At 69.6% G+C, this 20,360-nt stretch carries 18 protein-coding genes; 16 read left to right on the top strand and 2 right to left on the bottom strand.

Translation table 11 applies throughout. The features are described 5' to 3' along the window. Window positions 1-18 precede the first annotated feature (18 nt). The gene (locus tag SBI80_RS17415; protein WP_318976053.1) at window positions 19-957 is read left to right on the top strand and encodes a LysR family transcriptional regulator; all 939 of its coding nucleotides are present in this window, start codon (window positions 19-21) and stop codon (window positions 955-957) included. A 3-nt stretch (window positions 958-960) separates the two neighbouring features. Here the strand turns inward: SBI80_RS17415 and SBI80_RS17410 are convergent, their stop codons facing one another. Continuing rightward, a complete protein-coding gene (locus tag SBI80_RS17410) occupies window positions 961-2,118 on the bottom strand; it encodes an FAD-dependent oxidoreductase (protein ID WP_318976052.1) in 1,158 nt (385 codons plus the stop codon). Window positions 2,119-2,142: 24 nt separating this feature from the next. After that, a complete protein-coding gene (locus tag SBI80_RS17405) occupies window positions 2,143-2,679 on the bottom strand; it encodes a PaaI family thioesterase (protein WP_318976051.1) in 537 nt (178 codons plus the stop codon). 100 nt (window positions 2,680-2,779) lie between these two features. On the opposite strand from SBI80_RS17405, the gene SBI80_RS17400 reads away from it, so the two are divergent. From SBI80_RS17400 to rpmA, 15 genes are all read left to right on the top strand, one after another. After that, on the top strand, window positions 2,780-3,343 hold the full coding sequence (locus SBI80_RS17400; protein WP_318976050.1) for a dimethylamine monooxygenase subunit DmmA family protein: 564 nt from the start codon (window positions 2,780-2,782) through the stop codon (window positions 3,341-3,343). Between the two features lie 5 nt (window positions 3,344-3,348). Beyond that, entirely contained in the window at window positions 3,349-4,305 is a 957-nt protein-coding gene (locus SBI80_RS17395) for a PDR/VanB family oxidoreductase (RefSeq protein WP_318976244.1), read from the top strand. A 56-nt stretch (window positions 4,306-4,361) separates the two neighbouring features. Further along, a complete protein-coding gene (locus tag SBI80_RS17390; RefSeq protein ID WP_413232750.1) occupies window positions 4,362-5,339 on the top strand; it encodes a heme-dependent oxidative N-demethylase family protein in 978 nt (325 codons plus the stop codon). A 51-nt stretch (window positions 5,340-5,390) separates the two neighbouring features. Next, entirely contained in the window at window positions 5,391-6,803 is a 1,413-nt protein-coding gene (locus tag SBI80_RS17385) for an ethanolamine ammonia-lyase subunit EutB (protein WP_318976048.1), read from the top strand. A 14-nt stretch (window positions 6,804-6,817) separates the two neighbouring features. After that, on the top strand, window positions 6,818-7,582 hold the full coding sequence (gene eutC / locus SBI80_RS17380) for an ethanolamine ammonia-lyase subunit EutC (protein ID WP_318976047.1): 765 nt from the start codon (window positions 6,818-6,820) through the stop codon (window positions 7,580-7,582). A gap of 23 nt (window positions 7,583-7,605) precedes the next feature. Next, window positions 7,606-9,588 carry a prolyl oligopeptidase family serine peptidase gene (locus tag SBI80_RS17375; RefSeq protein ID WP_318976046.1) on the top strand — a complete coding sequence of 661 codons (1,983 nt, stop codon included), beginning with the start codon at window positions 7,606-7,608 and terminating at the stop codon, window positions 9,586-9,588. 21 nt (window positions 9,589-9,609) lie between these two features. Next, on the top strand, window positions 9,610-10,863 hold the full coding sequence (locus tag SBI80_RS17370; protein ID WP_318976045.1) for a saccharopine dehydrogenase family protein: 1,254 nt from the start codon (window positions 9,610-9,612) through the stop codon (window positions 10,861-10,863). 97 nt (window positions 10,864-10,960) lie between these two features. Next, on the top strand, window positions 10,961-11,578 hold the full coding sequence (locus SBI80_RS17365; RefSeq protein WP_318976044.1) for a DUF937 domain-containing protein: 618 nt from the start codon (window positions 10,961-10,963) through the stop codon (window positions 11,576-11,578). Between the two features lie 84 nt (window positions 11,579-11,662). Next, the gene (locus SBI80_RS17360) at window positions 11,663-14,329 is read left to right on the top strand and encodes a valine--tRNA ligase (protein WP_318976043.1); all 2,667 of its coding nucleotides are present in this window, start codon (window positions 11,663-11,665) and stop codon (window positions 14,327-14,329) included. Beyond that, window positions 14,326-15,741, top strand: a complete 1,416-nt coding sequence (gene folC / locus SBI80_RS17355) for a bifunctional tetrahydrofolate synthase/dihydrofolate synthase (RefSeq protein ID WP_318976042.1) — start codon at window positions 14,326-14,328, stop codon at window positions 15,739-15,741. The genes SBI80_RS17360 and folC overlap by 4 nt, the downstream gene beginning before the upstream one ends. Window positions 15,742-15,800: 59 nt before the next feature. Then, window positions 15,801-16,145, top strand: a complete 345-nt coding sequence (locus SBI80_RS17350) for a DUF4233 domain-containing protein (RefSeq protein ID WP_318976243.1) — start codon at window positions 15,801-15,803, stop codon at window positions 16,143-16,145. 11 nt (window positions 16,146-16,156) lie between these two features. Next, on the top strand, window positions 16,157-16,567 hold the full coding sequence (gene ndk, locus SBI80_RS17345; RefSeq protein ID WP_318976041.1) for a nucleoside-diphosphate kinase: 411 nt from the start codon (window positions 16,157-16,159) through the stop codon (window positions 16,565-16,567). A gap of 304 nt (window positions 16,568-16,871) precedes the next feature. Beyond that, window positions 16,872-19,553: a ribonuclease E gene (gene rne / locus SBI80_RS17340; RefSeq protein WP_318976040.1), complete on the top strand. Its 2,682-nt coding sequence runs from the start codon at window positions 16,872-16,874 to the stop codon at window positions 19,551-19,553. A gap of 160 nt (window positions 19,554-19,713) precedes the next feature. Further along, the gene (gene rplU, locus SBI80_RS17335) at window positions 19,714-20,037 is read left to right on the top strand and encodes a 50S ribosomal protein L21 (RefSeq protein ID WP_318976242.1); all 324 of its coding nucleotides are present in this window, start codon (window positions 19,714-19,716) and stop codon (window positions 20,035-20,037) included. 16 nt (window positions 20,038-20,053) lie between these two features. Then, window positions 20,054-20,320 (top strand): 50S ribosomal protein L27, encoded by a 267-nt coding sequence (gene rpmA, locus SBI80_RS17330; protein ID WP_293238992.1) that lies wholly within the window; start codon window positions 20,054-20,056, stop codon window positions 20,318-20,320. Window positions 20,321-20,360 lie beyond the last annotated feature (40 nt).

Below are 20,360 nucleotides of genomic sequence, written 5' to 3'. Positions count from 1 at the left end.
CAGGTAGCGTGAAGATTCGTGAAACAATCCTTCACGAATCTTGAAATAGCCGACCTGCGCCTGCTAGCCAGCTTCACGAAGGTCGCGGCGCTGGGTTCGATCACGAAGGCCGCCGCGGAGCTGGACTACGTGCCGTCGGCGGTATCCCAGCACGTCACCGCGCTCGAGCACCGACTCGGTGGGTCCATGCTGTTCATTCGCAAGCCCGGCAGTCGGCTGGTGTTGACGGCGGCCGGGCGTGCGCTGGCAGCGGCGGCTGACGACATGTTGGCCGCCGCGGCGGTCTTCGGTGACTCCGCCCGCCGGATCTCCGACGGGGACGGCGTGGTGCTGCGGGTGGGTGCGTACGGAACCGCGCTGAGCTTCCTGCTTCCCGAGGTGTTGACGGCGCTGGAGGACACCATTCCCCGCACGCGCATCGAGACCGTCGAAGTCGAACCCGCCGAGGGTGTTTCGCTGATCGACACCGGAGAGCTCGACGTGCTCATCGCACACCGCTATCTGCCGGAGGAGCAACCGCCGTCGGGGGAGAACACCGACGCGCGATTCCTTGGCCAGGAGCCGATGCTGGTGCTCACCTCGGCGACGGGCACCCCGAGGACGCTGACGGACTGCATGGACGCCGACTGGGTGGCGGGTTCTCGCCGCGACGTCGACCGGCAGCTGTTGTCGCGCTGGGCGGGACAGTTCGGATTCCATCCACGAGTCAGCCACGAGACCCGCGACTGCCATACCGCCGTCGAGTTGATCGTCAGCGGTGCGGCGGTGGGTCTGCTTCCGGCATCGGTGTTCTCGGCTCCACACAACCGGTCGAGGTTGGCCACGGTCGACTGCGGTGCCGAGATCGCCCAGCCCCATCGCGACGTCCTGACGATCACCCGCGTCGGGTTCGGAACCCGGGCCGGGGAGATGCTGCTGGAGCGGATCGCCCAGGCCTTCGACCGGATCACCGGCTGACGCTCAACCCCGATCCGGCAACGCGAAGGCCGAGCGTCCCGCCACCCACGCCAGATGGCGGGTCACCACGGCCTCGGGTAGCGCGGCCGAGGCGCGCATGGCGGCGGCACCCAGCAGCGCGGGCCGGGCGTTGACGACGCGGCCGAGGAATCTGGACTCCGCCGTCAGGGCGCGCGTGCGCGGCTTGCGGAACGCCGCGAAGCGGCTGAACGCCGCCGTCGGATCCGCACCGGGACCGACGCAGTGCGCAAGTACCGCGGCGTCCTCCAGTCCCTGACATCCGCCCTGCCCCAGGTGCGGTCGCATCGGATGGGCGGCGTCGCCGACGAGCACCACCGGGCCGCGAGACCACTGCCTGGCCGGTTCACGGTCGTAGAGGTCGGTGCGGAGCACGTCGGCGGGATCGGTCGCGTCCAGCACCGCGGGGATGGGGTCCGCCCACCGGCCGTACTTGGCTCGCAGATGGTCGAGTTCACCGCCGGGCGTTGCGGTGCCCGCGGGTCGACGCTCGGTGCCGAACCAGTAGGTATGGCCCGATCCGAGCGGCACGTGACCGAATTCGGTTCCCACGCCCACGGTCTCGCCGGCCAGATCGGGATCCAGCGGGTACGTCGCCACTCCGCGCCACGCGGTGTATCCGGTATAGCGATGTCGCAGTCGTCCATTCAGATGGCGGGCGACGACGGAACCGACCCCGTCGGCACCGATCACCGCGGTCACCTCGCGCGTCGATCGGTCCGACAGCGACACCCTGACGCCCGCGGCCGTCATGACGAGTTCGGTTGCCGTCAGCCCTGATTCGACTGTCACCCCGTCGAGTGCGTCGGCCAGGATCGCGGTCAGCGCCGACCGGCGAATCACGACCAGCGGCTCGCCGAGTGCGGTGACGATGCGCTCGGGTGCGGGATGACGAAGCCACGAGCCATCGGACCAGCGCACCGCGCCGGCCGACACCCGGCCGCCCGATGCGCGGACCCGGTCACCGACCCCGATCTCGTCGAGCGCAGCCAACGCGTTGGGCCAGATGCTGATTCCCGCCCCGGACGAGGTGTCGGTGCGTTCCTCGACGATGCTCACCCGATGCCCGCGACGCCGTAGCGCCAGTGCCGTGGCCAGGCCGGAGATGCCCGCGCCGACGATCAGGAAGTGTGGCGGCGTCACACTGCGACGGTATCGGCCGGTGGGTCAGAGGTCGAACACCAGCAGGGTGCTGGATGCGGTTGCGACCACGGCGCCGGCGGCGTCGGTGACGACGCCCTCGGTGAAGCCGACCCGCGCACCCGCCTTGATCACCGTCCCGGTCGCCGTGAGCAGTCCGCTGGTGGCCCGCACGCCCTTGAGGTAGGACACCTTGATCTCGATCGAGGTGTAGCCCTTGCCCTGCGGCAGCGTGCTGTGCAGCGCGCACCCGGCCACCGAGTCGAGCAGGGTGCAGACCAGCCCGCCGTGGACCGCGCCGATTGGGTTGTACGCCGATTCGTCGGGCCGGCAGGTGAACACCACCCGGCCCGGTTCGGCGGCGACCATCGTGAAGTCCATCAACCCTGCGATCGGCGGAGGCGGCAGCGCGCCGTCGACCATGGCCCGCAGGTAGTCGATGCCCGCCATCGACAGGCCAACGGCCGTCGTCGGTGCCGGGTCGTGCCAGGAGACCACCTTGGAGCGCTTCTCGCCCCAGCCCTCGTGGTCGGTCGTCGTGGCGGGGTTCACGTCGGTGGTCATGGGGCGAGCCTGCCAGAGCACGGTTGGGTTTTCAAACCCAGAGCGAGTCGCGATTCACGCCGGTTCGTCCAAGGTGTGGTTTCCTCGAAGGCGATCGCCCATGACACCCGACATCGAGACCACGAGCGTGCCCGCCTGGGCCGTCGCACCCGGGCGCGGCAATGCGGACCTCACGGGTCGCTACTGGACGCTGGTCGCCATCGATTCGAGTGCCGACGCCACCGGACCGGCCGCCCTGATCGTCGCCGACTGGACCAAGCAGATCCTTGCGACGCATCCCGACGCGAACCCCCGCGTGCACCGCGTCGCGGACGACCGCGCCGCCCTGGCCGCGGTCACGACCGACCTGAGCTGTGCACTGGTCGGGTGGCGGCTGATGATCGCCGGGCCGGCGAACCTCTGCCTGCGCCTGCGCGCGCACGCCCTGGCTCATCACGTCGGCGACGACGAGATCGTCGTGGCCAGCACCGACGTCACCCACCGCGACGTGTACTGCGTGCACTGCCGGGCCGTGACACGCGCGGCCGTCGAGCTCGACGACGTCCTCGAGTGCGCCGGATGCGGTCGCCGCCTCGCCGTCCAGGCCCACGTCTCGCGGCGGATCGGCGCCCACCTCGGGGTGCTGGCCCATGCGGAGGATGTCTCCGCGCGGGCGGACCCGTGAAGTCCCTGGCGCAGATCTCCCTGACGCTGATCGTGGTCGCCATCGACGACTCGGTGCCCGGGGTTCGCTCGCTGATACTCGCCCGGCCCGACGGCGGGCCGTTGCCGTCGTTCGTCCCGGGCAGTCATCTCGTCGTGGCGTGCGGGACCGGGGACCCCGGGACCACCTTCAACGCCTACTCGTTGACCAGCGACGGGGTCGCGCCGACCAGCTACGGCATCTCGGTCCTGGAGCGTCCGGACGGATGCGGGGGGTCGCAGTGGATCCACGGGGAGCTGGAGGTGGGCGCCACCGTGGTGGTCCACGAACCTCGCAGCGCCTTCGCGCCGGTGCTGCGGGCCACCCGCCACCTGCTGGTGGCGGCCGGAATCGGGATCACGCCAATGGTTTCCCATCTACGCGGTGCCCGCCGGTGGAGGCGGCAGGTCGAATTGTTGTACGTGCACCGGGAGGGCCGCGGCGCACACCTCCGCGACGTCGAGGAACTGACGGCCGACGCAAGGGTCTTCACCGCGCGGGCGTCCTTCACTGCCGCGCTGGCCGATGCGCTGGCCCGTCAACCGCTGGGCACCCACGCCTACGTCTGCGGACCCGAGGGCTTCGTCGCCGACGTCGGTGCCATGGCGACGGCCCTCGGGTGGCCCGCCAGCAGGGTGCACGTCGAACACTTCGGGACGGGCCCGTTCGAACCCGGCGCGCCGTTCGAGGTGCATCTGACCGTGACCGGCGATACATTCACGGTCGAGTCGGGGGTCTCATTGCTCGCGGCCCTGCAGGAGCGCGGCCACGACGTTCCCTACCTCTGCAGGCGCGGCGTGTGCGGTGAGTGCCGGGTCACGGTGAGGGCGGGGGAGGTCCTGCACCGCGATCTGTTCCTGACCGAGGACGAGCGAGCGACTGGGGACTCCGTGATGTGCTGCGTATCCAGGGCCGCCGGGCAGCGATTGGAGCTGGAACTGTGACTGGAACCGCGACTGGAACCGCGACCGCGAACGTCGCCTCGCCGTCCGGCCAGCACCTGCTCGCCGGGTTTCCCTTTCCCTTCACCGGTGACCGCTATCGCTACAGCACGAACATCGAGTCGGCCGGCATCGCGGTGACGACGCCGGCCGGACAGTGGGGCCACCGGGTGATCGACGTGGACAGCGAATACGAGCGCGAGCTCGCCGAGCGCGCGGAGATCCTCGCGGCGGACCCCACGCGTCATGCCGTGCTGCCGCACATGCGGCCTGCGTGCTGGGACGCCATGTTGACCCTGATGCGGGAGTTGTCCACCGCCTACCCGGACACCATGTCCCTCGCCGGCCCCCACGACGACACCGGAATGGCCTTCAGCTGGCGCAACGCCCGGCTGGCAGTGGAGCAGGACTTCGTCGTCGGCGACGAGTCGACCCTGCCCTGCGAGCCGCTGGCCTACATCGCCGGACAGATCCAGGAGGACGTCGTCCTGCTCGATCAACGAGGGGGCGAACTGTTCGGCGACGCCGGTGTCGTGACGTTCGCGGCGGCCTGGTCATTCGGGTTCGACGTCGGCATGGAGTTCCTCGAGATCCACGGTCCCGTGCCGCGCTTGCGCGAGAGCGGCGTCATCACCCGCGCCAGGGACTTCATCCTGCGCATGCAGCCCAACGAGGTGTTCCGGCGGACCAACTGGTCCTTCGCCATCGGGCGCCGCCTCGACCTGTCGATGGAGCGCTACCCGGAGTGGGCACCGGACCGGGCGCTGGCGCTCGCCGGTGACGACGAGACGTTCGGTCGGCTGGTGCATCTGCGCGTGGAGGTTCAGCACCTCATCAAGCTGCCCGAGACCGGCGCCATCTGCTTCCTCATCAGAACCTACCTGCTACCGCTCGAGGACCTGGCCACCGTCGCAGCATGGCGGGAGCGCACCGCCCGCGTGCTCGCCGAACTGCCAGCGGACCTCGCCGAGTACAAGGGCATCGCGCCCTACCGCGACCGCGTGGTGGCCTGGCTTCGGTCTCGTGACGTTTCCTGATGTTAACCGGGGTTCATCCGGACGAGGTCTGGCGCTCGCCACCATGAAGGGGTGACCGTACGACGCCATACCCGGGCCGGAACCACCTACGCCTTCGACGGTTTGGTCGACCTGCTGGCGAAGGCCTCCCCGGCTCGATCGGGTGACGAACTCGCCGGCTGTGCCGCAGGATCCGACGCCGAACGAGCCGCGGCCCGCTTCGCGCTCGCCGACGTCCCGCTGCAGGACTTCCTCGACGAGGTCGTCGTCGACTACGACACCGACGAGGTCACCCGGCTGATCATCGACACCCACGACCGCGCGGCATTCTTCCCGGTGGCGTCGCTGACCGTCGGCGGTCTGCGGGACTGGCTGCTCGAACGCGTCGCGGCACCGGACGGGGCGGCAGAGGTCACCGCGGTGGCGCCGGGACTCACCCCGGAGATGGTCGCCGCGGTCAGCAAGCTGATGCGCAACCAGGATCTGGTTGCGGTGGCCCGCCTGCCCCGCGTGACGGCGGCGTTCCGGTCCACGATCGGACTGCCGGGTCGCCTGGCAAGCCGCTTGCAGCCGAACCATCCGACCGACGATCCGCAGGGCGTCGCGGCGGCGATCCTGGACGGGCTGCTGCTGGGCAGCGGCGATGCCGTGATCGGGATCAACCCAGCGACCGACTCGCCTCGGGCCGTGGGGGAGCTGCTCCGCCTGCTCGACGACGTGCGCTCCCGGTACGCCATCCCGACGCAGTCGTGCGTGCTGACCCACGTGACGACGACGATCGACCTGGTCGACAAGGGGGTCCCCGTCGACCTGGTCTTCCAGTCGGTGGCCGGCACCGAGAAGGCCAATCGCGGGTTCGGCATCGACCTGGCCGTGCTGCGCGAGGGCATGGAGGCGGGCCGGTCGCTCGCGCGGGGCACCGCCGGTGACAACGTCATGTACCTCGAGACGGGTCAGGGGTCGGCGCTGTCGGCCGACGCCCACCACGGCGTCGGCGGCCGTCCGGTCGACCAGCAGACCCTCGAGGCGCGGGCCTACGCCGTCGCCCGTGCCGTAGAACCGCTGTTGGTGAACACCGTCGTCGGCTTCATCGGCCCCGAGTACCTCTACGACGGCAAGCAGATCCTGCGGGCGGGCCTCGAGGACAACTTCTGCGGAAAGCTGATGGGGCTGCCGATGGGCGTCGACGTCTGTTACACCAACCACGCCGAGGCCGACGGGGACGACATGGACGTCTTGCTGACGATGCTCGCCGCGGCCGGCACGGCCTTCGTCATCGCCGTTCCCGGAGCCGACGACGTCATGCTCGGTTATCAGAGTCTGTCGTTCCACGACCTGCTCTACGTGCGGCGCACCCTCGGGTTGCGGCCCGCGCCGGAGTTCGAGACGTGGCTGGCCGCCCACGACATGCTCGGGGGTGACGGGCTGATCCGGCCGCTGGCAGCCAGTGATTCAGGGTTGCTCGCCCTGGCGGCCACGGCGTGAGCGCCGAACGAGCGGTGACCGAACGAGCCCTCTGGGATCGGCTGCGGGGGAGCACCCGGTCGCGGATCGGGCTTGGCCGTGCGGGCGACGCGCTGGATACCGCCGCGCTGCTCGAGCTCGGTGCCGCCCACGCGATGGCGCGTGACGCCGTGCACTCGGCCGCCGACGTCGAGGCGCTGGTGGCGGGACTGGGTGCGCTCGGGTTCGCCGACGTGCCGACCGTGCACAGCCTCGCCCCCGACCGGCCGACGTATCTGCGACGCCCGGATCTCGGCAGGCTGCTGGCCGACCCCGAGACATTGCAGCCGGTGAACGCCGACCTCGGCATCGTGGTGTGCGACGGGCTGTCCGCCGCCGCCGTCGACGCCCACGCGGTCCCGATGGTGGCCGCCCTGCTGGCGGCGCTGCCGGCGACCGTGTCGGTGGCTCCGCCGGTGGTGGCGTCGCAGGGGCGGGTCGCCCTCGGCGACCACGTCGCCCACCGGCTGGGCGTCGGTGCGGTGGTGGTGTTCATCGGCGAACGCCCCGGACTGTCCGTCGCCGACAGCCTCGGTGCCTACCTGTCCTACCGTCCGCGGCCCGGCATGGCCGACTCCGAGCGCAACTGCGTCTCCAACATCCATCCCCCGGACGGGTTGGGCTACCAGCGGGCAGCGCACGTGCTGGTCTCGCTGCTGGCGGGGGCGCGGGAGCTGGGCCGCTCCGGCGTCGACCTCAAGGACGGTTCGGCGGAACCGGCGGTCGCGGTCGCGTCCGTGGCTCAGGTGAGCGCGGGTTGACCGCGTCGTGTTAGGCAGGAGCCATGACGGCTTCTCCCTTCGCTGACCTCGACGAGTTCCTGGCGCTGCCCCGGGTGTCCGGCCTGGCGGTCTCGTCCGACGGCACCAGGGCCGTCGTGACGATCGCCGAGCTCGACGACAAGGGCACCAAGTTCCTGACCGCGGTGTGGGAACTCGACGTCACCGGTGCGCGCCCCGCCCGGCGCCTCACCCGCGGGACCAAGGGGGAGTCGTCGCCGGCGTTCACCGTCGATGGTGACCTGTTGTTCATCGCTGGCCGACCCGTGCCCGGTGCCGACGCCACCGACGATCCGAAGCCGTCGCTGTGGCGGTTGCCCGCCGCCGGTGGCGAGGCGGTGAGCGTGCTGGACCTGCCCGGCGGCGTCGACGCGGTGCACACCGCCCGTGCTGCCGAGCGCACCCTGGTCACGACGTCGCTGCTGCCATCGGCGCGCACCGTCGACGACGATCGGAGACTGCGCGCGCTCCGCAAGGACAACGAGATCTCGGCCGTCTTGCACACGGGCTACCCGGTGCGTCACTGGGATCACGACATCGGGCCCGCCGAACCCCACGTCCTCGACGTCGACGGTGTCCGCGACCTGACCACCGCCCCCGGGCAGGGGCTGCGCGAGGCCGCCTTGGACGTCAGTGCCGACGGCCGCTTCGTCGTGACGTCGTGGTCGGTGCCCGGACCTGGCGCGTCCCTGCGTGAGGTCCTGGTGCGGGTGGACGTCGGCACCGGTGAACGCACCACCATCGCCGATGACCCTCTGGCCGATCTCGGGAGGCCGGCAATCTCGCCCGACGGCTCGGCCGTGGCCTTCATTCGTGAGACGCACTCCACACCGGATCGGGCGCCACGGATCACGTTGTGTTGCATGAACTTCGGTGAATCTCTCGTCGAGATCGCCACCGACTGGGACCGGTGGCCGGCGTCGGTGGCCTGGGGCGCGGACGGTTCCCGTCTCGTCGTCACCGCCGACGAGGCGGGGCGGTGCCCGATATTCGTCGTCGACCCACGAACGTCGTCGGTGACCCGCCTGACCGACGACGACTTCAGCTATGCCGACGCGCACCCCGTGCCGGGCGGGGCGATCTTCGCGCTGCGCAGCTCATACGATGCCGCGCCCCACCCCGTCCGCATCGACCCCGACGGTTCGGTCACCACGCTGCCGTGCGTCGAGATGCCGCCACTGCCAGGTGAGTTGACCGAGGTGACCGGCACCGCCGGAGACGGCACCGCCATCCGGTCCTGGCTGGTGCTGCCGGCCGGTGACGAACCGGCGCCGATGGTGCTCTGGATTCACGGTGGCCCGCTGGGCAGCTGGAACACCTGGCACTGGCGCTGGAATCCGTGGCTGCTCGCCGCGCGCGGCTACGCGGTGCTGATGCCCGATCCGGCGCTGTCCACGGGATACGGCCAGGACTTCATCCAACGTGGTTGGGGAGCATGGGGATTCGCGCCCTGCACCGACCTGATGGCCGCCACCGACGCGGCACTGGCCCATCCGCGGGTCGACGCGACGCGCTCGGCGGCCATGGGCGGTTCGTTCGGCGGCTACATGGCCAACTGGATCGCCGGGCACACCGACCGCTTCGACGCGATCGTCACCCACGCCAGCCTGTGGGCACTCGACCAGTTCGGGCCGACCACCGACGGGGCGTACTGGTGGGCCAGGGAGATGACGCCGGGGATGGCCGAGGAGAACTCACCGCACCGCAGCGTCACCGACATCGCCACCCCGACACTCGTCATCCACGGGGACAAGGACTACCGGGTGCCGATCGGCGAGGGTCTGCGTCTGTGGTTCGACCTGCTGACCCGGTCCGGGTTGCCCGCCGCCGCCGATGGCACCAGCCCGCACCAGTTCCTCTACTTTCCGACCGAAGGCCACTGGGTGCTCTCGCCGCAACACGCGAAGATCTGGTATCAGGTGGTGCTCGCCTTCCTGGGCCGGCACCTCCTCGGTGAGGAGGCCGAACTCCCGGACACCCTGGGATGACCCACCGGTAGCTTGGGGGTCATGACCGCAGAGCAGCGTGAGTTCGACATCGTGATCTACGGGGCGACGGGGTTCGTCGGCAAGCTGACGGCTCAGTACCTCGCCAAGGCCGGTGGGCAGGCGCGCATCGCGCTGGCCGGGCGCTCTCCGCAGAAGCTGCTCGCGGTGCGCGAGTCGCTGGGCGAGGCGGCGCAGTCTTGGCCGCTGATCGAGGCCGATGCCTCCTCGCCCTCCACGCTGAACGACATGGCGGCCCGCACCCGCGTGGTGATCACCACCGTCGGGCCGTACACCAAGTACGGGCTGCCCCTGGTCTCGGCGTGCGCCGCGGCGGGCACCGACTACGCCGACCTGACCGGCGAGACGCTGTTCATCCGCGAGAGCATCGACCTGTTCGGCAAGGAAGCCGCCGACAACGGCGCCAGGATCGTGCATTCGTGCGGGTTCGACTCCATCCCTTCGGATCTCACCGTCTATGCGTTGTACAAGCGAGCGCTCGCCGACGGTGCGGGTGAACTCGGCGAGACCAACTTCGTCCTGCGCGGCTTCGCCGGTGGGGTATCCGGTGGCACGGCCGCGTCGATGATGGAGGTCATGGCGGCGGCCTCGGCGGACCCGGATGCGCGGCGCGCGATGAACGATCCCTACACCCTGTCGACGGATCGTTCGGCCGAGCCGGAGCTGGGACACCAGTCCGACACGCCATGGCGACGCGGTCGCGACATCGCCCCCGAACTTGGCGGCGCCTGGACCGGAGCGTTCGTCATGGGTGCGACCAACTCGCGGATCGTGCGGCGTAGCAATGCGTTGCTGGGTTGGGCCTACGGTCGCAAGTTCCGCTACGCCGAGAACATGAGCGTCGGATCATCGGTGGTGGCACCGGTCGCCGCGGCGCTGGGCACCGCCGTCAACGCCGCCGTTCTGGCCCTGGGCAGCAGGTACTTCGACAAGCTCCCGCGCGGCCTGCTGGAACGCCTCGCGCCCAAGCCGGGCACCGGCCCGAGTGAACGCGCCAGGGAAACCGGGCACTACCGCGTCGAGACCTACACCACGACCACGACCGGGGCCCGGTACCGCGCCACCATGGCCCAGCAGGGCGACCCCGGCTACAAGGCGACGTCCGTGCTCCTGGGTGAGTGCGGCCTCGCGCTCGCCTTCGACCGCGACCGATTGTCTGACCTGCTGGGGGTGCTGACGCCTGCGGCCGCGATGGGCGATGCTCTGCTGACCCGGCTGCCCGCCGCGGGCGTCACGCTGGAAGTCGAACGACTCTAGGGTCTTCTAGAGTCGAAGTCTCCTCCCGCGGCGATCGCAGCGGTTAGGGTCGCAATCGTGCGGGTGCGCACACCCCGGCGAAGAAGGCGGACGGTTCATGGCTGGTCTCGATGAGCTCTACGACGAGATTCCCACCCAGGAGATTGCGAGCCGGCTGGGCGCCGACGAGGGCGAGGTGCATGACGCGATCAGAACGCTGGTGCCGCTGCTCGTCGGTGGTCTGCAGCAGAACGCCCAGAATCCCGCGACCGCCTCGAGCATCCAGCACGCGGCCAACGGTCACGCCGCCAGCGGACTGCTCGACGGTGGTGTGAGCGTCGATCAGGTCGACCAAACCGACGGCGCCAAGGCCATTGCCAAGATCTTCGGCGGCAATGACAGCAGCCAGGTCGCGGCGGCATTGGCCGGCGGCGGCGCTGGCAACAGTGGCCTGCTCAAGCAGTTGCTGCCGATCCTCGCGCCGATCGTGCTCGCCTACATCGGCAAGCAGCTGACCGGGGGTGGGGCACCCGCCCAACCCCAGGCCCAGGCGTCCTCCGGTGGCGGCCTCGGCGAGATACTCGGCAGCATCCTCAGCGGCGCTGCCGGCGGCGGCGCGGGCAGCAGTGGTAACGACAATCCGCTTGGCAGCATCCTTGGCAGCGTCCTCGGGGGCGGCAAGGGGGGCGGCGGGCTCGGGGACATCCTGGGTGGCCTGCTGGGTGGCAAGAAGTAGGAAAGCCCGGACACCGGAGCCCTCCAAGTCCCCCGACGTCGGGGGCTTTCGCGTCGGGGTGGGCGGGCTTCCTAGAATGTCCAGGTGACCGTCAGCCCGAAATCCGCAGATAGCCCAGGGGTGCAGGCCCTACCGAAGTCGTGGGATCCGGCGGCGGTGGAGACCGAGCTCTATCAGGGCTGGGTCGACGCGGGCTACTTCACCGCCGACCCGACGAGCGCCAAGCCGCCATACTCGATCGTCCTGCCGCCGCCCAACGTCACGGGCAGCCTGCACATGGGCCATGCGCTGGACCACACGCTGATGGACGCCCTGACCCGGCGCAAGCGCATGCAGGGCTACGAGGTGCTGTGGCTGCCGGGCATGGACCACGCGGGCATCGCCACCCAGAGCGTGGTCGAGAAGCAGTTGGCCGCGGACGGCAAGACCAAGGAGGACTTCGGCCGCGAGCGGTTCATCGACAAGGTCTGGGAGTGGAAGCGCGAGTCCGGCGGCACCATCGGCGCGCAGATGCGCCGCCTCGGTGACGGCGTCGACTGGAGCCGGGACCGCTTCACGATGGACGAGGGTCTGTCCCGCGCGGTGCGCACGATCTTCAAGCGGCTCTACGACGCCGGGTTGATCTATCAAGCGGAGCGGCTGGTCAACTGGTCGCCGGTGCTACAGACCGCGATCTCCGATCTGGAGGTCAAGTACTCCGACGTCGAAGGCGAGCTGGTCTCGTTCCGCTACGGCTCGATGGACGATTCGGAGCCGCACCTGGTGGTGGCCACCACCCGCCTCGAGACGATGCTGGGTGACACCGCGATCGCCGTGCACCCCGACGACGACAGGTACCGGCACCTGGTCGGGCAGCGGCTCCCGCACCCGTTCCTCGACACGCAGGTCGTGATCGTCGCCGACGCCCACGTCGATCCCGAATTCGGCACCGGCGCCGTCAAGGTCACGCCCGCGCACGACCCGAACGACTTCGAGATCGGCATTCGGCACCACCTGCCGATGCCCTCGATCATGGACACCCGCGGCCGCATCGCCGGCACCGGAACGCGATTCGACGGGATGGACCGCTTCGAGGCGCGGGTCGCGGTGCGCGAGGCGCTGGCGGCCCAGGGGCGCATCGTCGAGGAGAAGCGGCCCTACCTGCACAGTGTGGGGCACTCCGAGCGCAGCGGCGAGCCCATCGAGCCGCGGCTGTCGCTGCAGTGGTGGGTCAAGGTCGACACCCTGGCCAAGGCGGCCGGTGACGCGGTCCGCAACGGCGACACCGTGATTCACCCCAAGAGCCTCGAACCGCGATGGTTCGGCTGGGTCGACGACATGCACGACTGGTGCATCTCGCGTCAACTCTGGTGGGGCCACCGCATCCCGATCTGGCACGGGCCCAACGGCGAGAAGGTGTGCGTCGGGCCCGACGAGACCCCGCCCGAGGGTTGGGAACAGGACCCCGACGTGCTCGACACGTGGTTCTCCTCGGCGCTGTGGCCGTTCTCCACGATGGGATGGCCCGACCGCACCCCGGAGCTCGAGAAGTTCTATCCCACCAGCGTTCTCGTCACCGGATACGACATCATCTTCTTCTGGGTGGCCCGGATGATGATGTTCGGCACGTTCGTCGGGGACGACGACGCCATCACCGCCGGCGGCAGCCGCGGCCCGCAGGTGCCGTTCGAGAACGTATTCCTGCACGGGCTCATCCGCGACGAGTTCGGCCGCAAGATGAGCAAGTCCAAGGGCAACGGCATCGACCCGCTGGACTGGGTCGAGCAGTTCGGCGCCGACGCGCTGCGGTTCACGCTGGCCCGCGGCGCCAATCCCGGCGGCGACATGTCCATCGGCGAGGATCATGCGCGCGCGTCGCGCAACTTCGCCACCAAGCTGTTCAACGCCACCAGGTTCGCGTTGATGAACGGCGCGGCCCCCGCGCCGCTGCCCGGCGCCGAGGAGCTCACCGACGCCGATCGCTGGATCCTTGGCCGGCTGGAAGAGGTTCGCGCAGAGGTTGATTCGTCGTTCGAGACCTACGAGTTCAGCCGGGCCTGCGAGGCGCTCTACCACTTCGCGTGGGACGAGTTCTGCGACTGGTACCTGGAGCTGGCCAAGGTGCAGCTCGCCGACGCGCCCGACGGGCCGACCAACGCGGTGCTGGCAGCCGTGCTCGACAGCCTGCTCAAGCTGCTGCACCCGGTGATGCCGTTCGTCACCGAGACGCTGTGGAAGGCCCTCACCGACCGTGAATCGCTGGTGATCGCGGACTGGCCGCAGGCCTCGGGCGTGGCCCAGGACGACGTCGCGGCCCGCCGCATCGCCGACATGCAGAAACTCGTCACCGAGGTTCGCCGGTTCCGCAGCGATCAGGGGCTGCGCGACCGGCAGCGGGTGCCCGCGCGGCTGGTCGGCATCGCCGAGGCGGACCTGACGACGCAGGCCGCCGCGACCACCTCGCTGGCGTGGCTCACCGAGCCCGCCGATGATTTTACCCCGTCGGCGGCCGTCGAGGTGCGGCTCTCGCACGGCACGGTGCTCGTCGAGCTCGACACCTCGGGCACGGTCGACGTCGCCGCCGAGCGGCGCCGGCTGGAGAAGGACCTGGCCGCCGCGCAGAAGGAGCTGGCGCAAACCACCGCCAAACTGGGCAACGAGGAGTTCCTGGCCAAGGCGCCCGACGCGGTCGTCGACAAGATCCGGGGCCGTCAGCAGATCGCCGGTGAAGAGGTGGAGCGGATCACGGCGCGTCTCGCCGGCCTGTCATGACCAGTCCAGAACCCACCCCCGACGAGATCGCGGCGCTGCTGCAGGTCGAGCACCTGCTCGACCAGCGTTGGCCGGAAACGAAACTCGAGCCAAGCACCACGCGAATCGCTGCGCTGATGGAGCTGCTTGGCTCACCCCAGCGGGCCTACCCGAGCATTCACGTCGCCGGCACCAACGGCAAGACGTCGGTGACGCGCATCATCGACGCTCTGCTCACCGCCCTGCACCGCCGGACGGGGCGCACCACGAGCCCGCACCTGCAGTCGGCGGTCGAGCGCATCTCGATCGACGGCCGGCCGATCACCCCGGCGCGCTACGTCGAGACCTACCGCGAGATCGAGCCCTTCGTCGAGCTGGTCGACAAGCAGTCCGAGGAGGCCGGCGGCCCACGGATGAGCAAGTTCGAGGTCGTCACGGCGATGGCGTTCGCCGCGTTCGCCGACGCGCCGATCGACGTGGCGATCATCGAGGTCGGCATGGGCGGCCGGTGGGATGCCACCAACGTCGTCGACGCGCCCGTCGCGGTGATCACCCCGATCGGCATCGACCACACCGACTACCTTGGCGACACCATCGCCGCGATCGCCGGTGAGAAGGCCGGCATCATCGTGCGGCGAAGTGGCGACGAGCCGGGCACCGACACCGTGGCGATCATCGGCCAGCAGGAGCCCGAGGCCATGGAAGTGATTCTGGCGCAAGCGATTCAGGCCGACGCCGCAGTGGCCCGAGAGGGCTCGGAGTTCGCGGTGTTGCGCCGTCAGGTCGCCATCGGCGGACAGCTGCTCGAACTGCAGGGCCTCGGCGGTGTCTACCCCGAGGTCTTCCTGCCGCTGCACGGTGAGCATCAGGCCCACAACGCACTCCTCGCACTCGCCGCGGTCGAGGCGTTCTTCGGTGCCGGCGCCGACCGGCAGCTCGACGTCGACGCGGTGCGGGAGGGCTTCGCCGCGGCGACCAGCCCGGGCCGGCTGGAGCGGATGCGCAGCGCCCCAACGGTATTCATCGATGCGGCGCACAACCCGGCCGGGGCGGCTTCGCTGACCCAGGCGCTGGCCGACGAGTTCGACTTCCGCCACCTCGTCGGCGTGGTGTCGGTGATGGGGGACAAGGACGTCGACGGCATCCTGGCCGCCCTCGAGCCGGCCTTCGACCAGCTCGTGGTGACGCACAACGGATCACCCCGGGCACTGGACGTCGAGGGATTGGCGCTGCGCGCCGAGGAGCACTTCGGGCCCGACCGGGTGATCGTGACGCAGACGCTGCCCGACGCGATCGAGACCGCCATCGCGCTGGCCGAGGAGAGTGGCAACGACCTGGACTCCGACGGCTTCTCCGGGACGGGCGTCGTCATCACGGGATCGGTCGTCACCGCCGGTGCGGCGCGCACCCTGTTCGGAAGGGACCCGGCGTGAGCGAACCGGTCGAGCCGCAGCCCGTCGGCCCCGATCCGTGGAAGAGCTTCCGCGGGGTGATGGCGGGAACGCTGATCCTCGAGGCGATCGTGGTGCTGCTGGCGCTGCCGGTGGTCTCGTTCTCCCAGGGCGGACTGACGCTCATCAGCGGCGGCTTCCTGATCGGGATGACCGGTGTGCTGATCCTGCTGGCCGGGGTGCAGGGCCGGCCCTGGGCGCTCAAGGCCAACCTGGCCGCCCAGGTGCTGCTGATCGGCGGTGTGGTGATCCACGCGGCCGTTGGCTTCATCGGGGTGGTCTTCGCCGCCGTCTGGCTGCTGATCGCCTACCTGCGCGCCGAGGTCAAGCGGCGTCAGGACCGCGGTCTGCTGCCCGGTCAGCAGAGCCCGCCTACCGACGGGTAGGCTCCGTGCCCGTGACTGAGCGGACGCTGGTACTGATCAAGCCCGACGGCGTGAAGCGCCTCCTCGTGGGAGAGATACTGGGCCGAATCGAGCGCAAGGGTCTGACGATTGCGGCCCTGGAGCTGAAGAACGTCAGCGAGGACTTGGCGCGCAAGCACTACGCCGAGCACGAGGGCAAGCCGTTCTTCCCGTCGCTGCTGGAGTTCATCACCTCGGGTCCCGTCGTGGCGGCCATCGTCGAGGGGCCCCGGGCCGTTGCCGCATTCCGGCAGATCGCCGGCGGCACCGACCCCGTCGAGAAGGCGGCGCCTGGCACCATCCGCGGTGACCTGGCCCTCGTCACGCAGGACAACCTCGTCCACGGCTCCGATTCGCCCGATTCCGCGGCCCGCGAGATCGAGTTGTGGTTCCCGGGCAGTTAGCTGCCCGCGGGGTCTAGGACGACGCCTCGTCGGAAACGCCTCCGCGATGTGGGATACTGGCCCAGGGTGACCTGCTTCATAACGGAGTAGGACACCCGGATGAAGACTTGGACGAGCGCGACCACCTAGGACACGATCCGAGTGCGGCGCGGCGTCCAGCCGTCATTCAGCCAGGCACCGAGGGCTCTTCACGAGCTGCTCGGAGCGAGACCATGACAAGCCCGGGAAGAGTTCCACGGGTCCATAGCGGAAGCCCTCGCGTGGCCGCGTCAGCACGACGCGCCCGGGGGCTTGAGGAGAGTACGTGGCTGATCGTGAATTCGATACCCCATTTCGCCTATCGGAAGAGACGCAACACGACGATGCGTCGGCCCAGCTGAGCCAGGCGCCCGTCGAGCACTCCGTCGACCACGTCGACGTGTTCGTCGAGCCCGTGTCGAAGGCCGCCGAGGCGCTCGAAGTCGAACCCGAGCCGCCGCCGGTGCCCGAGCCGCTGCCGGCCAGCGAGCCGCCAGCCCCCTACCTGCCGCTGTTCGTGGCACCCCAGCCGGTCGCCTTCGTCGCGCCCAAGCCCGTCGTCGTCGAGGACGACGATGACGAGGACGGCGACGACGAGGACGAGGACGACGACGCGACCGGCGATGCCGACGACGAGGCGGACGATCGGCCGGCCAACCGTCGCCGCCGCCGGGGCCGTCGTGGCCGCGGACGCGGCCGGGGCGAGCAGAACGCCGACGAGGACGGTGAGGACGACGCCGTCGACCAGGCCGAAGAGGGCTCCGACGACGATGGGTCCGAGGACGACTCGGCCGACGACGAGAATGCCTCGGGGGACGGTGCCAGCCGTCGTCGCAGACGGCGTAGGCGCCGCAAGACCGGGGGCGACGGAGACGACGCCGCCTCACCGGATGATCCGCCGAACACCGTCGTGCACGAGCGGCAGCCCCGGGAGAAGGCTCCCAAGGACAACAACGAGATCCAGGGCATCGCGGGATCGACGCGGCTCGAGGCCAAGCGTCAGCGCCGCCGGGACGGCCGCGACGCCGGCCGTCGCCGTCCGCCCATCCTGAGCGAGGCGGAGTTCCTGGCCCGCCGCGAAGCCGTCGAGCGCGTGATGGTGATTCGCGACAAGGTGCGCACCGAACCGCCGCACGAGGGCGCGCGCTACACGCAGATCGCCGTGCTCGAGGACGGCGTCGTCGTCGAACACTTCGTCACCAGCGCGGCATCGGCCTCACTGGTCGGCAACGTCTACCTGGGCATCGTGCAGAACGTGTTGCCGTCGATGGAGGCCGCCTTCGTCGACATCGGCCGCGGCCGAAACGGTGTGCTCTACGCCGGTGAGGTGAACTGGGAGGCCGCCGGCCTAGGTGGCGCCAACCGCAAGATCGAGCAGGCCCTCAAGCCCGGCGACTACGTCATCGTCCAGGTGAGCAAGGATCCCGTCGGCCACAAGGGCGCCCGCCTCACCACGCAGGTGTCGTTGGCCGGCCGGTACCTGGTCTACGTGCCCGGTGCGTCGTCGACCGGCATCAGCCGCAAGCTTCCCGACACCGAGCGTCAGCGTTTGAAGGAGATCCTTCGCGAGGTCGTCCCGGCCGACGCGGGGGTGATCATCCGGACCGCATCGGAAGGCGTCAAGGAAGAGGACATCCGCAGCGACGTCAACCGCTTGCAGGAGCGGTGGAACCAGATCGAGGCCAAGGGCGCGGAGATCACCGCCAAGGCCGCCGGGGCCGCGATGGCTCTCTACGAAGAGCCCGACGTGCTGGTGAAGGTGATTCGCGACCTGTTCAACGAGGACTTCAGCGGCCTCGTCGTCTCCGGTGACGACGCTTGGAACACCATCAACGACTACGTGACTTCGGTTGCCCCGGAACTGCTTCCGCGGATGACCAAGTACGAGCCGTCCTCGCCGGACGGTCCCGACGTGTTCGCCGTGCACCGGATCGACGAGCAGCTGACCAAGGCGATGGACCGCAAGGTGTGGCTGCCCTCGGGCGGCACGCTGGTCATCGACCGCACCGAGGCGATGACCGTCGTCGACGTCAACACCGGCAAGTTCACCGGCTCGGGGGGCAACCTCGAGCAGACCGTGACGCGCAACAACCTCGAAGCGGCCGAGGAGACCGTCCGGCAGCTGCGGCTGCGAGACATCGGCGGCATCATCGTCATCGACTTCATCGACATGGTGCTCGAGTCCAACCGCGACCTGGTGTTGCGTCGCCTGACCGAGGCACTCTCGCGTGACCGCACCCGCCATCAGGTGTCCGAGGTGACTTCGCTCGGCCTGGTGCAGCTGACCCGCAAGAAGCTCGGCACCGGGCTCATCGAGGCGTTCTCGACCACGTGCTCGCACTGCGCGGGACGCGGCATCGTCCTGCACGGCGATCCCGTGGACTCCACGTCGACCGCCGGCAGGAAGAACGAGCCGGGCACCGGGCGTCGCAGCAAGCGGGGCAAGAAGGCCGGCCGGCCCGAGGACGAGGTGCAGGTGGCCAAGGTGCCCGTGCACGCGGCCGGTGAGCACCCGATGTTCAAGGCGATGGCGGCGGCGACCGGTCGCGAAGAGGACGACGAGGACGGTGCGGACGGCGAGGACGCCGAGGACATCGTCGTCGAGGGTTCCGAGGACTTGGCGGCCACCGAGCCGGTCGAAGAGGTCCTTGCCGAGGAGTCCGACGAGGATTCAGACGAGGACTCAGACGAGGACGAGGCCGACGAGCTGGACGCCGACGATGACGACGAGGACGACGAGGACGACGACGACATCGAGGTCATCGACACCGATGACGACGAGGACTCCGACGACGAGGACTCCGACGAGGAGGACGACCTCGACGACGACGAGGACGACGACGAGGACGAGGACGAGGACTCCGACGAGGACTCCGACGAGGAGGACGACGACGAGCCCCTGGTCGCCGTGACCGGGCGACCTCGGAGGCGCCGCGCGGCCGCCCGACCTGCAGGGCCGCCAGTTTGACCCTTTACCCGCTGGTCACGTAACCTTGCACAGTTGTCTGCAGCTCCCGTAACGACGGGGTCCGCGACACGCGGGGCACATGACCCCCGCACCCCAGACCCGTGCACGCCACCCCAAGGTGGTGCGCGCCCGCAAGCGAAGCAGAGGAAGCACGAAGACGATGGCAGCCGAAAATCCGACGTACGCAATCGTCAAGACCGGCGGCAAGCAGTACAAGGTCGCGGTCGGTGACATAGTCAAGGTCGAGAAGCTCGAGCTCGAGGCCGGCGCATCCGTTTCGCTGCCTGTCGCGCTGGTCGTGGATGGTGCGAAGGTCACCACCGCCGCCAAGGACCTTGAGAAGGTCTCGGTGACCGCCGAGGTCCTCGAGCACACCAAGGGTCCGAAGATCCGCATTCACAAATTCAAGAACAAGACCGGTTACCACAAGCGCCAGGGCCACCGTCAGAAGCTGACGGTCGTCAAGGTCACGGGCATCAAGTAAGTAAGGGAGCGAACTAATGGCACACAAGAAGGGCGCTTCCAGCTCACGCAACGGTCGCGACTCCAACTCACAGCGCCTCGGCGTCAAGCGGTTCGGTGGTCAGGTCGTCAAGGCGGGCGAGATCATCGTGCGCCAGCGCGGCACCCACTTCCACCCCGGCGTCAACGTCGGACGCGGCGGCGACGACACCCTCTTCGCGACCGCTCCCGGCGCCGTGCAGTTCGGTGAGAAGCGCGGCCGCAAGACCGTGAACATCGTCCGCACCGTTCGCGCGGAGGCCTAGCTCCACGCCGAGATCGACGTCTTGCAGCTCGGCTCTCGTG

The organism is Mycolicibacterium sichuanense (genome assembly GCF_033741125.1).
In the GTDB taxonomy this organism is placed as follows: domain Bacteria; phylum Actinomycetota; class Actinomycetes; order Mycobacteriales; family Mycobacteriaceae; genus Mycobacterium.
This window is presented reverse-complemented; position numbering and strand designations above follow the sequence as displayed.

What these genes read in the sequence shown, in the direction of transcription:
- SBI80_RS17405 (WP_318976051.1), bottom strand. Translation starts at nt 2,679, where the DNA reads ATGACCACCGACGTGAACCCCGCCACGACGACCGACCACGAGGGCTGG.
- SBI80_RS17400 (WP_318976050.1), top strand. Translation starts at nt 2,780, where the DNA reads ATGACACCCGACATCGAGACCACGAGCGTGCCCGCCTGGGCCGTCGCA.
- SBI80_RS17375 (WP_318976046.1), top strand. Translation starts at nt 7,606, where the DNA reads ATGACGGCTTCTCCCTTCGCTGACCTCGACGAGTTCCTGGCGCTGCCC.
- SBI80_RS17370 (WP_318976045.1), top strand. Translation starts at nt 9,610, where the DNA reads ATGACCGCAGAGCAGCGTGAGTTCGACATCGTGATCTACGGGGCGACG.
- SBI80_RS17365 (WP_318976044.1), top strand. Translation starts at nt 10,961, where the DNA reads ATGGCTGGTCTCGATGAGCTCTACGACGAGATTCCCACCCAGGAGATT.
- folC (WP_318976042.1), top strand. Translation starts at nt 14,326, where the DNA reads ATGACCAGTCCAGAACCCACCCCCGACGAGATCGCGGCGCTGCTGCAG.
- SBI80_RS17350 (WP_318976243.1), top strand. Translation starts at nt 15,801, where the DNA reads ATGGCGGGAACGCTGATCCTCGAGGCGATCGTGGTGCTGCTGGCGCTG.
- rplU (WP_318976242.1), top strand. Translation starts at nt 19,714, where the DNA reads ATGGCAGCCGAAAATCCGACGTACGCAATCGTCAAGACCGGCGGCAAG.
- rpmA (WP_293238992.1), top strand. Translation starts at nt 20,054, where the DNA reads ATGGCACACAAGAAGGGCGCTTCCAGCTCACGCAACGGTCGCGACTCC.